Source organism: Reyranella sp. GW821-FHT12G01, from assembly GCF_058806575.1.
Genome location: NZ_JBXAPV010000001.1, coordinates 3,936,692 through 3,950,594, shown reverse-complemented (window position 1 = coordinate 3,950,594; position 13,903 = coordinate 3,936,692). Strand labels below are relative to the sequence as shown.

Here is a 13,903-nt window from a genome sequence, read left to right as displayed (position 1 = left end):
GGAGAAACGCGCACGCATGCTGGTGGAACCGGCTGTCCTGGCCCTGTCGCTGGCCTATCTGGGGCTTCTGTTCGCCGTGGCCTATTTCGGCGACCGGCACATGCGCGACTGGTCGCGCAGCCCGATGGCGCCGGTCGTCTACGGCCTGTCCCTGGCCATTTATTGCACCTCCTGGACCTTCTATGGCGCGGTCGGGCGAGCGGCGACGTCGGGCATCGACTTCATCCTGATCTATACCGGCCCGGTCCTGGTCGTGACCCTGGGCTACCCGATGCTGCGCAAGATGGTCCGGCTGGCCAAGCAGCATAACGTCACCTCGATCGCCGATTTCCTGGCCTCGCGCTACGGCAAGAGCCGCGCCGTTGGTGTCACCGCTACGCTTTTCGCCACGGTGGGCGTGCTGCCCTACATCGCGCTGCAGCTCCAGGCTGTGTCCTCGTCCTTCCGCACCATTGCCGCGCCTTCACCGTGGGTCGGCGGCGCGCCCGGTGTCGTGCATGTCGACACCTCGCTGATCGTGGCGGCGCTGATGGCGCTGTTCACCATCCTCTTTGGGGTGCGCAATGTGCAGGCCTCCGAGCAGCATCGCGGCATGATGCTGGCGATCGCCTTCGAATCGGTGGTGAAGCTGCTGGCGCTGCTGGCGGTCGGACCTTTCGTGGTCTGGTTCCTGTTCGATGGCCCGTCCGACATGGTCGCGCGCCTGGCCGAAGCGCCGGCCGTGGCCGATCGGTTGACGCGCGAGGCCACGCCGCTCACCTGGGTGGTGACGTCGCTGCTCTCGGGCATGGCCTTCCTCTGCCTGCCGCGCCAGTTCCATGTCGCCGTCGTTGAGCACGACCATCCCGCGAGCCTGAAGACGGCGCGCTGGCTGTTCCCGGTCTATCTCGTTCTGATCAATCTGTTCGTCATTCCGATCGCGGCGGCGGGTCTGCTGCTGCTGGGGCCGCAGGTCAGTCCCGACCTCTACGTGCTGAAGCTGCCCCTGGTCGGCGGCGAGGGCTGGCTGTCGGCTTTCGTCTTCATCGGCGGCCTGTCGGCGGCGACGTCGATGGTGATCGTGGCCTGCATGGCGTTGTCGGGCATGATCGGCAACGAGCTCCTGATGCCCTACCTGCTGAAGCGGCAGGCGGGCGTCGCGCGCGACATGGGCCCGCTGGTCGTGCTGGTGCGCCGCGCCGCTGTCGTGCTGATCCTGATGGCGGGCTACGCCTACGAGCGCATCATCTCGGGCTACCTGCCGCTCGCCTCAATCGGTCTCATCTCGTTCTGCGCCGTCGCCAACTTTGCGCCGGGGCTCGTGCTCGGCCTCTACTGGCAGCGCGCGCACCGGTTCGGCGTCGTGGCGGGCCTGGCCGGCGGCTTCGTCGTCTGGCTCTACGCCCTGCTGCTGCCGACCCTGCACCAGGGGGCAGGGGATGGCCCGGTGGCGCCGTTCATGCCCTGGCTGCCCGAGCCACTGGCCGCGCTCGATCCGGTGCTGCAGGGCTTCGTGGTCTGTCTCGTCGTCAACACGCTGCTGCTGGTCGGCGTGTCGCTGGCCATTCGCCCGGTCGGGCGCGACCGCGAACAGGCCGACGCCTTTGTGCTGGGCGCGGAGCCCGAGCCGCCGTCGCGCCGCACGCCCGCCGCGGCGGCCCGCATAGAAGAGCTTCGGCAGCTGCTGGCGCGTTTCGTCGGCGTCGAGCGCGCGGCCCGCGCTTTGTCGGGCGAGCTTTCGCTGGAGACCGCGCTCGTCCGCACCGAGCGCATGCTGTCAGGTACGTTGGGTGCCGCCTCCGCGCGCATCATCGTGGCGGCGTCGAACCGGCGCGGCCGGCTAATTCCGCGCAGCGCGCGCGCCATCATCGACGAGGCGTCGGAAGCGATCCGCTACAATTACGAGATCCTGCGCAATACGCTCGACCATGTCGGCATGGGCATCGCCGCCTTCGATCGCGAGGGAAGGCTGGAGATCTTCAACGACCGCTTCACCGCGCTGCTGGCGCTCGATGACGATGCCGTGGCGGTGGGCGTGTCGCCGCGCGAGTTCGGCGCCGCGCCCGACGTCGTGGCGCTGCTGCGCCGGCCCGAAGCGCCGCAGACGCATGAGATCGTCACGCGCGACAGTCATGTGATCGAGCTGCGTCTCGATCCGCTGCCGGGCGATGGCTTCGTCGCCACCTGCAACGACGTGACGGCGCGGGTGCACACCGCCCAGGCGCTGCGTGACAGCGACGGCCAGCTTCGCCGCGCCGCCGAGACGCTCGAGCAGCGCGTGGTCGAACGCACCGCCCAGCTCGAGGCCAGCCGTGCCGAGGCGGAAGCGGCCAATCTCGGCAAGACACGCTTCATCGCGGCGGCCAGCCATGACCTGTTGCAGCCGTTGCATGCCGCGCGCCTGTTCACGGCGGCGATGATCGACCGCGACCCGCGCAACGATCTCGGCGGCAAGATCGATGCGAGCCTCGGCGCGGTCGAATCGCTGCTCGACGCGCTGCTCGACATCTCCAAGCTCGACGCCGGCGCCTTCAAGCCGGAGAAGCGGCCGTTCGCGCTGCAGCCCTTGTTCGAATCGCTCGCCACCGCCTTCGCGCCGACGGCGGCGCGGCGCGGCGTCGAGCTGGTGGTCGTGCCGACGCAGGCTTTCGTCGACACCGATCCGTCGTTCCTGCGCCGTATCCTGCAGAACCTGCTGTCGAATGCGCTGCGCTACGGCCATGCCGAGGGCCGGCCGGCGCGGGTGCTGCTGGGCTGCCGGCGCGACGGCGATTCCTTGCGCATCGAGGTGCGCGACAACGGGCCGGGCATCGCGCCCGACAAACAGGCGTTGATCTTCGACGAGTTCGTGCGGCTGCAGCCCGAGGACGAGGGGCCGCGTGAGGAGCGGGGGCTGGGCCTCGGCCTTGCCATCGTCGACCGCATCGCGCGCATGCTCGACCTGCCTGTCTCACTTTCTTCGGAGCTGGGACGCGGCTCGACCTTCTCGATCACCGTGCCGCGCGTCGCGCCGGTCGTGGCCTCGCCGGTCATGACGCCGGCACCGCAGCCATTGCCCTCGATCGAGGCCGAGAGCTTCGTGCTCTGCCTCGACAACGAACTGCGCGTACGCGAGGCGATGGCGGCGTTGCTGGGCGGATGGGGCTGCAACGTCGCGACGGCAGCCTCGCAAGCTGACGCGCTCGACGCCGTAGAGCGCGCCGGCCGCTTGCCCGACCTGGTACTGGCCGACCTCCATCTCGACGAGGGCGCCGACGGGCTCGATGCCGTGGTCGCGATGCGCGCGGTCTGGGGCCGTGCCGTGCCGGCGGCTTTGGTGACCGCCGACCGCGACCCGATGCTGAGGTTGAGGGCACGCGCACAGCAGGTCGAACTGCTGCACAAGCCGGTCAAGCCGGCATCCTTGCGCGCGTTGTTGAGGTTGCGCAGCTCCGCGGCGGGGCGGCTTACGGCCTGACCGTCTCCGCCGCCGGCAACGCGAGCCCGCGCGCTTCGATCACCGCCTGGGTTCGCGAGCGGACGCCGAGCTTGCGCAGGATCACCGTCACATGCGCCTTCACGGTCGCCTCGCCGACGCCGAGCTTGTGGGCGATCTGCTTGTTCTGGTCGCCTTGGACCATCAGCGCCAGCACGCGCCATTGCTGCGGCGTGAGCTGAGCGGCGCGCTGGGCGAAGGTGTCGGCCGTTGTGCCCTCGGGCGGGGCGAAGATCTCGCCGGCCAGCACGGCGCGCACGATGGCGGCGATCTCGTCGAGCGGCGCGGACTTGTCGATATAGGCCGAGGCGCCGAATTCGAAGGTGCGGCGTACGGTGGTGGCCTCGCGCGCGGCCGAGACGACGACGATCGGCACGGTCGGATGCTCGGCGCGCAAGCGGCCGAGGCCGGTGAGACCGTCCATGCCGGGCATGTCGAGGTCGAGCAGCACCGCGTCGGTCTCGGGTTCGCGATCCAGAACGGCCTTCGCCTGGTCGAGTGTGCCCGCCATGCCGAACCGCGCACCCGGAAAGGATTGCCCCAGCGCTGAAGCCAGCGCATCGCGGACCATCGGATGGTCGTCGGCGATCAGGAAGGACAGGGCGGTTTCCCCGGGCATCGATTCTCTTCGCGATTCTTCTTTGCTGCGGCGCGGTAGAAAATGCTGCGACGCACTCTACGCACCCTTGGACCTTGGTCGAATTGCAGCACACAGCGCGTGCGAATTACACAAGAATCAAGTTGGGGTCCGTGTATGGGCACCCACGATATCTTGGGGAGAAACGCATATGGCCGTAGCAGGCACCGCAAGCGATCGCGCACGTCCGATGACGCGCGAAGAGAGGAAGGTGATCCTCGCCTCCTCCGTCGGCACCATCTTCGAATGGTATGACTTCTATCTCGCCGGCGCGCTTGCCGCGAACATTGCCGCCAACTTCTTCACCGGCGTCAATCCGACCGCCGCCTTCATCTTCACCCTGCTGGGCTTCGCCGCCGGCTTCGCGGTCCGTCCGTTCGGCGCGCTGTTCTTCGGCAGCCTGGGCGACCTGATCGGCCGCAAGTACACCTTCCTCGTGACGATGACCCTGATGGGCATCGCGACCTTCGTGGTCGGCCTGCTGCCGGGCTACGCCTCGATCGGCATCGCAGCACCCGTCCTGTTCATCGCCTGCCGCCTGCTCCAGGGCTTGGCGCTGGGCGGCGAGTATGGCGGCGCCGCGACCTACGTCGCCGAGCATGCGCCGCACGATCGCCGCGGCTTCTACACCTCGTGGATCCAGACGACGGCGACCGTCGGTCTCTTCCTGTCGCTGATCGTCGTCGTTGCGCTGCGTCTCGCGCTCACGCCCGAGCAGTTCGCGGCTTGGGGCTGGCGCGTGCCGTTCCTGCTGTCGATCATCCTGCTGGGCGTCTCCATCTGGATCCGACTGCAGCTCCAGGAGTCGCCGGCGTTCCAGCGCATGAAGTCCGAGGGCAAGGGGTCCAAGACCCCGCTGCGCGAGGCCTTCGGCGTGTGGAAGAACGCCAAGATCGCGCTCATCGCCCTGTTCGGCGGCACCGCCGGCCAGGCGGCGGTCTGGTACACGGGCCAGTTCTACGCCCTGTTCTTCCTGACCCAGACCCTGAAGCTCGATGCCACGACGTCGAACATCGTGATCGCGGTGGCGCTGGCCATCGGCACGCCGTTCTTCATCTTCTTCGGCTGGCTGTCGGACAAGATCGGCCGCAAGCCGATCATCCTCGCGGGCTGTGCGCTCGCCATGGTCACTTACTTCCCGCTGTTCCACGCGCTCTCGAACGCGGTGAACCCGGCGCTGGAGCAGGCGATCCAGAAGTCGCCGGTCGTCGTGACCGCCGACCCGAATGAGTGCTCGTTCCAGTTCAACCCGACGGGCACCTCAGCCTTCACCAGCTCGTGCGACATCGCCAAGTCGTTCCTCGCGCGCAACTCGGTGAACTACTCCAACGCGTCGGCTCCGGCCGGCACGCCGGCGACGATCAAGATCGGCGACAAGGTCATCACGTCGTTCGACAAGGCCAAGGCCGGTGCCGAGGGCGCCGCCAAGGAGCGGGCGTTCAACGCCGAGGCGACCGCGGCCATCCGCGCCGCCGGCTACCCGGCCACGGCCGATCCGAAGCAGATCAACATGACGATGGTCATCGTCATCCTGACCATCCTCGTGATCTACGTGACGATGGTGTACGGCCCGATCGCGGCCCTGCTGGTCGAGCTCTTCCCGACCCGCATCCGCTACTCCGGCATGTCGTTGCCGTACCATATCGGCAACGGCTGGTTCGGCGGCTTCCTGCCCCCGACCGCCTTCGCCATCGTGGCGGCGACCGGCAACATCTACTCCGGCCTGTGGTACCCGATCGTGATCGCCGGCATGACCCTCGTGGTCGGCCTGTTCCTGATGCCGGAGACCAAGGATCGCGACATCTACGCCGAGGACTGACACGCAGTCTGCGGAAACACTTGAAGCCATAAAAGACCGGCGGTTCCCCAGGGGGCCGCCGGTTTCTTTTTGAGCTTTTGCCGCTCTTCGTTCAGGATTGGGCCATGAATCTCGACGCCATTTCCATCGGCCGCAATCCGCCCGATGACGTGAACACCATCATCGAAGTGCCGATCGGTGGCGAGCCGATCAAGTACGAGATGGACAAGGCCGCCGGCACCCTCGTGGTCGACCGCTTCCTCTACACGCCCATGCGCTACCCGGGGAATTACGGCTTCGTGCCGCATACCCTGTCGGACGACGGCGATCCGATCGACGTGCTGGTCGCCAACACCCGGCCGATCATCGCCGGCGCGGTGATCAACGTGCGGCCGATCGGCGTGCTGCGCATGGAGGACGATGGCGGCGGCGACGAGAAGATCATCGCGGTTCCGTCGTCGAAGGTCACGCAGCGCTACGTGCATGTGAAGACCTACACCGACCTGCCGGAGATCACGCGCCAGCAGATCGAGCACTTCTTCATCCACTACAAGGACCTCGAGCCCGGCAAGTGGGTGAAGCTGCTCGGCTGGGGCGATGTCGCCGAGGCCCGCCAGCTCATCACCGAGGCGATCGAGCGGGCCAAGAAGAAGCGCTGACCGGCGCCGCGTCGCGCCCGGCTATGCGGAAATTGTTACGCGAATTCTCTCCGAGGTCCTGACTTCAAACTGTTAGATTGCGCAAGCAATCTGCAAGAAGTGCGTACAAGGGGGAGCTTCGTGGGGGAGAGAAAAATGCGGGACGCCACGAGCGTCCGCAGCGGCGTGGCTATTGTCCTGATCGGCGTGTCGAGTGTAGGCCTGTTTTCCGGATCGGCGCACGCCCAGCTCGCTTTCAAGACCTATCAGTACGGCACGAGCCAGATCACGACCGTCACCGGCATCCGCGGCGACAACATGACGGGCAACTTCTCGTATCCCGGCGGCACGGGCGGCTTGCTGTTCGGTTTGAACTCGGGTGCCGTCTCGGCGTTCCCGTATGCGATCGCGGGCAGCAGCTCCAACTATCCCAACGCCACCAGCAGCACGCCGTACGGCCCGAGCTTCGGCTCGTCGGCCGGCATCCTGCGCGTCGTCGGCAGCTACATCACCGCGGCGTCCAATCCCTACGATATCGGCTATCTGTTCGATGCGGCGGCGGCGCCCGGATCGCAGCTCACGTCGCTGCAATTCCCCAGCAGCCCCGGCAACCAGACCCTCTACACGATCGCGCACAGCAATTTCGGCAATCAGGTCGTCGGCAACTACGACACGATGCTCGCGACCGGCAATGCCTTCCTCTACGACATTCCGAGCGCGACCTTCACGAATATCAACAAGCCGGGCGCGGTCAGCACCACGGCCTATGGTGTCTACGGCAACAGGATCGCCGGCGGTTACGCCGATCCGACCTTGCACGGCTACATCTACAATCAGTCGACCAGCACCTTCACGAGCTACGATGCGCCGGGCGCCGTCGTCACGCATTTCGAAGGCATCACCAGCGGCGGTCGGGCCAACACCTATAACCTCGTCGCCGACTCCTTCGACATCAACGGCACTCAGCACGCCTGGGCTGTCCATGTCGATGCGGCGGGCGTCGCGACCTGGACGGAGATCGCCGTGCCAGGGGGCCTGGTGACGTCGGGCAATTCGACCTACGGCGGCTATGTCATCGGTGTCTATGTCGAGAATGGCGTCACGAAGGCCTACTCGGTCTACGTCCCCGGCCTCTACAATCCTGTCACCAACTCGGCCAACCTGACGTCCAGCGTCGCCGGCGCGGTGGCGATCAACGGCGCGGGCGACGACGTCGTCAACAACGGCTCGATCCAGATGTCGGGCACCAACGCCATCGGCATCAGCAACGGCACCTACGGCGTCGTGACCAACTACGGCACGGTCGGCGTGACGGGCGTGGGCGGCACGGCCGTGCAGATGACGGGCGATTTCAGCACGCTGCTGAACGCCGGCACGATCAACGCCGCGCCCGGCGGCTACGCCATCCAGACCGACGGCACCGCCGTGGGCTCGCTGGTCGTCAACAACGGCACCATCAACGGCCTGGTTTCGATCGCGGCCGGTCCCGATGCCCGTTTCGAGAACAGCGGCTGGATGGGCATCAGCGCGGCTGGCGCAGGTGCCACGCACCAGATCAGCGGCACCTTCGTGCAGACGGCTGTCGGCACGATGGGCATTCGCGTGTCGCCGACCGCAGCCGACAGACTCCAGGTGGACGGCACCGCGAGACTGGGCGGCGGCCTGCAGGTCATCGGCCAGCCCGGTACCTTCGCGCCACGTTCCACCTACACGATCGTGACCGCAACCGGCGGCCTGAGCGGCGCCTTTCAATCGGCGGTCAGCACCTTGCCGTTCCTGATCCCGACCCTGAGCTACGACGCCAACAACGCCTATCTCACCCTGCAGGTCGGCGGCTTCTCGCAGGCCGCGGCCACGCCCAACCAGGCGGCGGTGGGCGCGGTGATCGACGCCACGGCGCCGACGGCGACCGGCAACTACGCAACCGTCGTCACCGCGCTCGGCGGGCTGTCGACGCAGCAGGGCCAGGCGGCGCTGAACGCCATCAGCGGCCAGAACTATTCCGGCTTCTCCAGCTCGATGGTGCAGGGCATCCAGCTCTTCCTGGGCAACTTCTCAGGACAGACGAGTGGCGGCGGCAGCCTGAACGGTTCCAACCGCGTGGCAGTGGCCGAAGCCTGCGACGTCGCCTGCGATGCCGGCACGCCCGCCTTGTGGGGTGTCTGGGGCGGTGCGCTGGGCGGCCTCGGCACGATCAGCAACGGCGGCAGCAACAGCGGCGCACTCACCTACAGCGCGGGCGGTTTCGCCGGCGGCATCGATCGCCTCGTTTCCCAGAGCGTGCGCGTCGGCGTCACGGTGGGTTACCAGAACGCCAATCAGTGGGTCGGCGGCTTCAGCGGCATGGGCAGTTCCGATACCGTCCAGGGCGGCCTCTACGCGAACTACAGCGAAGGCAAGGTCTACGCCGATGCCATCGCCGGCTACGCCTACAGCGGCAACCGCATGACGCGCAGCATCATCATCCCCGGCCTCGCGGCGCGCACGGCGACCGGCACGACCGGCGCCAACCAGTTCTATGGCCAGATCGAAGGCGGCTATCGCTTCGACCTGCCGGGTTCGGCCGAAACCTTCCTGACGCCGTTCGTGCGGCTGCAGGCCTATACCGGCATCCAGAACGCCTTCACCGAGACGGGCGCGGGATCGCTCAATCTCTCGGTCGCGCAGCAGACGACGAATTCGTTCCGCAGCGTCATCGGCGCCCAGCTCGGCGGCGCGCTCGACCTGGGCTGGCGCGACCGGCTCACCGCGAAGGTTCGGCTGGGCTGGAGCCATGAATATGCCGACACGTCGCGTCCGGTGACGGCGTCGTTCGCCGGTGCACCGGTGGCGCCGTTCACGACCTACGGTGTGGCGCCGCAGCGCGACGGCGCCGTGCTGGGCTTTGCCGCCAATACCGCCATCGCCGAGTCGACCTCGATTTACGTCCGCTACGATGGCCAATTCTCCGGCCAGGACAATGCGCACGCCTTCACGGCCGGCTTCCGCATGACCTGGTAGAGCGGCTATATCCTCGCCGGAAAATCCATGACGGCGAGGAATACAAGCCAATGAGCGGCGACGGTTCGGCAGGCCAGGGCGGCCCGGAGAAGCATCAGTTCCAGGCCGAGGTGGCCGAGCTCCTCAATCTGATGATCCATTCGGTCTATTCCGAGACCGATGTCTTCCTGCGCGAGCTGGTGTCGAACGCGTCCGACGCCTGCGACAAGGTCCGCTACGAGGCCATCGCCCGGCCGGAGCTGCTGGCCGGCGACGAGCGGCTGGCCATCCGGATCAAGCCGGATGCCGAAGCCAAGACGCTCACCATCGCCGACAACGGCATCGGCATGGACCGGCAGGAGCTTGTCGACAATCTCGGCACCCTGGCGCGCTCGGGCACCAAGGCCTTCCTGAAAGGGCTGAAGGACGCCAAGGACGGGCTGGGCCTCATCGGCCAGTTCGGCGTCGGCTTCTACGCCGCCTTCATGGTCGCCGACCGCATCGAGGTGACGAGCCGCCGGGCCGGCTCAGCCGAGGCCTGGACGTGGACGTCCGCCAGCGGCGCGGGCTTCGAGGTCGCGGCGGCGACGCCGGAACAGGCGGCACGCGTGACGCGTGGCACGGAGATCGTGCTGCATCTCAAGGAAGACGCCGCGCGCTACCTCCAGCCCTACGAGCTGGAGCGCATCGTGCGCACCTATTCCGATCATGTGCTGTTTCCGATCGAGCTGATCGACGACAAGGGCGAGGCGCGCCAGATCAATGCCGCGAGCGCGCTGTGGCAGCGCTCCAAGTCCGAGGTGAAGCCGGAAGACTACACGCAGGCCTATCGGTCGATCGCGATGGCCTTCGACGAGCCGGCGTTGACTCTGCACTATAAGGTCGAGGGACGGCAGTCCTATGCGGTGCTGCTGTTCGTGCCCAGCACGCCGCCGTTCGATCTCACCGATCCCGCACGCAAGGGACGAGTGAAGCTCTACGTTCGCCGCGTCTACATCACCGACGATGCCGAGCTGCTGCCCGCTTACTTGCGCTTCGTGCGCGGCGTCGTCGACAGCGAGGACCTGCCGCTCAACCTGTCCCGCGAAATGCTGCAGAACAATCCGCAGGTCCGCCAGATCCGCAACGGTCTGGTCGGCCGTGTCCTGTCCGAGCTGGAAAGCACGGCCGCGAAGGATGCCGACGGCTTTGCGAAGATCTGGGAAACGTTCGGCTCGATCCTGAAGGAAGGTCTCTACGAAGATGGCGAACGCCGCGCGCAGATCCTGGGCCTCGCACGCTTCGCCTCGACCGCCGGCGATACGCCGCGCACGATCAAGGAGTATGTGGCCGACCTCAAACCGAACCAGACCGAGATCTACTATCTCGTGGGCGACAGTCTCGATCGCCTGAAGTCCAATCCGAAGCTGGAGGCGGCGAAGGCGCGCGGCGTCGAGGTGCTGCTGCTGACCGATCCGGTCGATGCCTTCTGGACGACCCTGCCGCAGGAGTTCGACGGCAAGCCGCTCAAGTCGCTGAGCCAGGGCGAAGTGGACTTCGGCCTGATCCCGCTCGTCGAAGCGGAGAAGGCAAAGGACGACAGCGCTGCCGATGCGGAGGACGATGCCTCCACGCTGGCGATGGCGAAGGACGTGCTGGGCGATCGGGTCGCCGAGGTGCGGGCTTCGACGCGACTCACGGAAAGTGCCTCCTGCCTGGTGGCGAGTGCGCAGGGCAGGGACCGCGAACTCGAACGCATGCTCGAGCGCCAGAACCGCGGCAGCGGCGCCAAGCCGATCCTCGAGCTCAACATGAAGCACGCAATGGTCAAGGCTCTGGGTGCGGCGAAGAAGGAAGAGCGCAAGCAGGATGTCGACGATCTCGCGAACCTGCTGCTCGATCAGGCTTGCATCCTCGACGGCGAAATCCCGTCCGATCCGGCCGCCTTCGCCCGCCGTCTCAACGACTATGTCGTGCGCGCCTTGCGCGGAGCCAGATAGCCCGAGCCGGCATGAGAGCTTTCGTTTCGGCGTGCAATGGATTGGTGCCGATTGCGCTTGTCGAGCAATGCGCGGTGCCTGAAGAGTCCCGCCACAGTCGACAAGAACTGCAATGTGACGGAGGAAGCTACATGTCTACGAATGTGACCATTCGGCGCCGGACTTTCCTGGGCGCCGCCGCAGCCGCCGGCACCTTGGCCGCGCCGGCGATCGGACGCGCCCAGGCCTGGCCGAACAAGCCCGTGCGCGTGGTCAACGCCTACAGCGCCGGCGGAACCGCGGACGTCGTTTGCCGCATCTACTGCCAGGCGCTGGGCGAGAAGCTCGGCCAGTCCTTCACCGTCGACAACAAGCCGGGTGCCGCAGGCACCATCGCCGCCCAGATCGTGGCGCGCGCGCCCAACGACGGCTACACGCTGCTCTACGACGCCACCGCCCAGTCGGTGAACCCGTCGCTGTTCGCGGGCAAGCTCTCCTACGACACGCAGCGCGATCTTCTGCCGATCGCCCAGACGATGATCACGCCGGTCACGCTGGTGCGCAACGCGCAGTTCCCAGCCAAGACGATCCCCGAACTGATCGCGCTCGCCAAGGCCAAGCCGGGCACGCTCGACTGCGCCTCGACCGGCGTCGGCACGGTGCAGCATGTCTCGCTCGAGCTGCTGAACCAGAAGGCCGGCATCAAGATCAACCACGTGCCCTACAAGGAGATGGGCTCGGTCCGGAACGACCTGTTCGCCGGCCGCATTCCGCTCCTGTTCAACAACGTCCCCGGCACGGTCGCGCTGCTCACGTCGAAGGACGTGTCGTGCATGGCCCACACCGGGCCGAAGCCGGTCGACGTGCTGCCGGGCGTGCCGGCGATCTCGGAAGTCCTGCCGGGCTTCGAGACCTGGGAATGGAACGGCATGTTCGCGCCGGCCGGCACCGATCCCGCGCTGATCTCGCGCCTCAACACCGAGGTCAACACGGTCATGAAGATGGAGAGCGTGGCCAAGCGGCTGGCCGAGCTGGGTGCGCTGACGCAGCCCAACACGGTGGCCGAGTTCGTGGCCTTCCGCGAGAAGCAGATCGCCTTCTTCGCCGAGATGGTGAAGAGCGCCGACATCCGCATCGAATAGGGAGCGACGACGATGGCCGAGAATGATCCGCTGCTCGGCCATGGCCGGCAGATCATCGTGCGCGAAGACTGGCTCGGGCTGACCGAGGAACCGATTCTCGAACCTGGCCTGCCCATCGTCGATCCGCATCACCATCTCTGGGAGCGGGACGGAGGACACTCCTACCTGCTGCCGCACCTGCTGGCCGATACGGCGAGCGGCCACGACATCCGCGCGACCATCTTCGTCCAGTGCGGCGAGATGTATCGCGCCTCTGGACCAGCCGACGAGCAGTCGCTCGGCGAGACCGAGTTCGTAACCGGCGCCGCGGCGGTGAGCGCAAGCGGCCGCCACGGGCCGACGCGCGCCTGTGCCGGCATCATCGGTATGGTCGACCTCACGCTGGGCGACCGGGTCGAGCCGCTGCTGGAGAAGCATCGCGCCATTGCCGGCGGTCGCTTCTGCGGCATACGTAATCGCACCGCCTGGCATCCGTCGCCCGACGTCACGTCCAACCTGGTGATGAAGCCGCCGGGCCCGCTCGAGCATCCGTCCTTCGCCGACGGCGCGCGGAGGCTCGCGAAGCAGGGGCTGCCGCTCGACGTCTGGGGCTATCACACGCAGCTCCCGCACGTGATCAAGCTGGCGCGCGCGGTGCCCGAACTGACCCTCGTTGTCGACCATTGCGGCGGTCCGCTGGGCATCGGTCCGTTCCGCGGCAAACAGGCCGAGGTCTTCCCCGGGTGGAAGGAAAGCATCCTGGAACTGGCGGCGCTGCCCAACGTGCATGTGAAGCTGGGTGGCCTCACCATGTTCGTGAACGGCTTCGACTTTCACAAGCTGCCGAAGCCGCCGGGCTCGGAAGCGCTCGCGCAGACCTGGGCTCCCTACATCGAGACCTGCATCGAGGCGTTCGGCGCGAACCGCTGCATGTTCGAGAGCAACTTCCCGGTCGACAAGGGCCAGTGCAGCTACCCGATCCTCTGGAATGCGCTGAAGCGTCTCGCCGCCGGCGCGGGGGCGGGCGAGAAGACCGACCTGTTCAGTGGCACGGCCATGCGCACCTATGGGCTCGATCGTCTTCCTGAAGCTCTGGCCATCGACCTGGGGGCAAAATAGAGCCCGCACGCGACGCCGGCAGCGCGGTTGAAGTGAAGGCCGCGGCGGTTACGACCCTTACAGACAGGGCGAACGTCATGTTCCGGACGCAGCCGCGGGCCAATCGGTTGCAATTTGTTGGTGAGTAGCGACCTTCTGCACTAAACATATCGCCATTAGGACCCTGGGGGGTGCTGCTGGGGAGCAGCTTCGTCCGGCC

Annotated in this window: 8 protein-coding genes; 7 read left to right on the top strand and 1 reads right to left on the bottom strand. The window is 66.9% G+C overall.

Going from position 1 to position 13,903, the window contains the following annotated elements; translation table 11 throughout:
- The first annotated feature begins 16 nt into the window (after window positions 1–16).
- On the top strand, window positions 17–3,436 hold the full coding sequence (locus AC1RP5_RS19040) for a NahK/ErcS family hybrid sensor histidine kinase/response regulator (RefSeq protein WP_493113118.1): 3,420 nt from the start codon (window positions 17–19) through the stop codon (window positions 3,434–3,436).
- On the opposite strand, the gene AC1RP5_RS19035 is transcribed toward AC1RP5_RS19040, so the two are convergent.
- Complete coding sequence (locus AC1RP5_RS19035) at window positions 3,426–4,073, bottom strand: response regulator (protein ID WP_493113117.1); 648 nt, start codon at window positions 4,071–4,073, stop codon at window positions 3,426–3,428. The two genes, AC1RP5_RS19040 and AC1RP5_RS19035, sit on opposite strands and share 11 nt — an antisense overlap.
- Window positions 4,074–4,242: 169 nt before the next feature.
- Here AC1RP5_RS19035 and AC1RP5_RS19030 point away from each other — a divergent pair, with 169 nt between their 5' ends.
- The 6 genes from AC1RP5_RS19030 to AC1RP5_RS19005 all read left to right on the top strand — a co-directional run bounded on the left by AC1RP5_RS19030 (window position 4,243) and on the right by AC1RP5_RS19005 (window position 13,704).
- Window positions 4,243–5,910, top strand: a complete 1,668-nt coding sequence (locus tag AC1RP5_RS19030) for an MFS transporter (RefSeq protein WP_493113116.1) — start codon at window positions 4,243–4,245, stop codon at window positions 5,908–5,910.
- Between the two features lie 104 nt (window positions 5,911–6,014).
- Window positions 6,015–6,548 (top strand): inorganic diphosphatase, encoded by a 534-nt coding sequence (gene ppa, locus AC1RP5_RS19025; RefSeq protein ID WP_493113115.1) that lies wholly within the window; start codon window positions 6,015–6,017, stop codon window positions 6,546–6,548.
- A gap of 135 nt (window positions 6,549–6,683) precedes the next feature.
- A complete protein-coding gene (locus tag AC1RP5_RS19020) occupies window positions 6,684–9,527 on the top strand; it encodes an autotransporter outer membrane beta-barrel domain-containing protein (RefSeq protein ID WP_493113114.1) in 2,844 nt (947 codons plus the stop codon).
- A 50-nt stretch (window positions 9,528–9,577) separates the two neighbouring features.
- Complete coding sequence (gene htpG, locus AC1RP5_RS19015; RefSeq protein ID WP_493113112.1) at window positions 9,578–11,485, top strand: molecular chaperone HtpG; 1,908 nt, start codon at window positions 9,578–9,580, stop codon at window positions 11,483–11,485.
- Window positions 11,486–11,616: 131 nt separating this feature from the next.
- Window positions 11,617–12,606, top strand: a complete 990-nt coding sequence (locus tag AC1RP5_RS19010; RefSeq protein ID WP_493113110.1) for a Bug family tripartite tricarboxylate transporter substrate binding protein — start codon at window positions 11,617–11,619, stop codon at window positions 12,604–12,606.
- 12 nt (window positions 12,607–12,618) lie between these two features.
- On the top strand, window positions 12,619–13,704 hold the full coding sequence (locus AC1RP5_RS19005) for an amidohydrolase family protein (RefSeq protein WP_493113109.1): 1,086 nt from the start codon (window positions 12,619–12,621) through the stop codon (window positions 13,702–13,704).
- The last annotated feature ends 199 nt before the right edge of the window (window positions 13,705–13,903 follow it).

Coding starts and splice junctions, on each gene's coding strand:
- AC1RP5_RS19010 (WP_493113110.1), top strand. CDS start 11,617: ATGTCTACGAATGTGACCATTCGGCGCCGGACTTTCCTGGGCGCCGCC.
- AC1RP5_RS19040 (WP_493113118.1), top strand. CDS start 17: ATGCTGGTGGAACCGGCTGTCCTGGCCCTGTCGCTGGCCTATCTGGGG.
- AC1RP5_RS19035 (WP_493113117.1), bottom strand. CDS start 4,073: ATGCCCGGGGAAACCGCCCTGTCCTTCCTGATCGCCGACGACCATCCG.
- AC1RP5_RS19020 (WP_493113114.1), top strand. CDS start 6,684: ATGCGGGACGCCACGAGCGTCCGCAGCGGCGTGGCTATTGTCCTGATC.
- ppa (WP_493113115.1), top strand. CDS start 6,015: ATGAATCTCGACGCCATTTCCATCGGCCGCAATCCGCCCGATGACGTG.
- AC1RP5_RS19030 (WP_493113116.1), top strand. CDS start 4,243: ATGGCCGTAGCAGGCACCGCAAGCGATCGCGCACGTCCGATGACGCGC.
- htpG (WP_493113112.1), top strand. CDS start 9,578: ATGAGCGGCGACGGTTCGGCAGGCCAGGGCGGCCCGGAGAAGCATCAG.
- AC1RP5_RS19005 (WP_493113109.1), top strand. CDS start 12,619: ATGGCCGAGAATGATCCGCTGCTCGGCCATGGCCGGCAGATCATCGTG.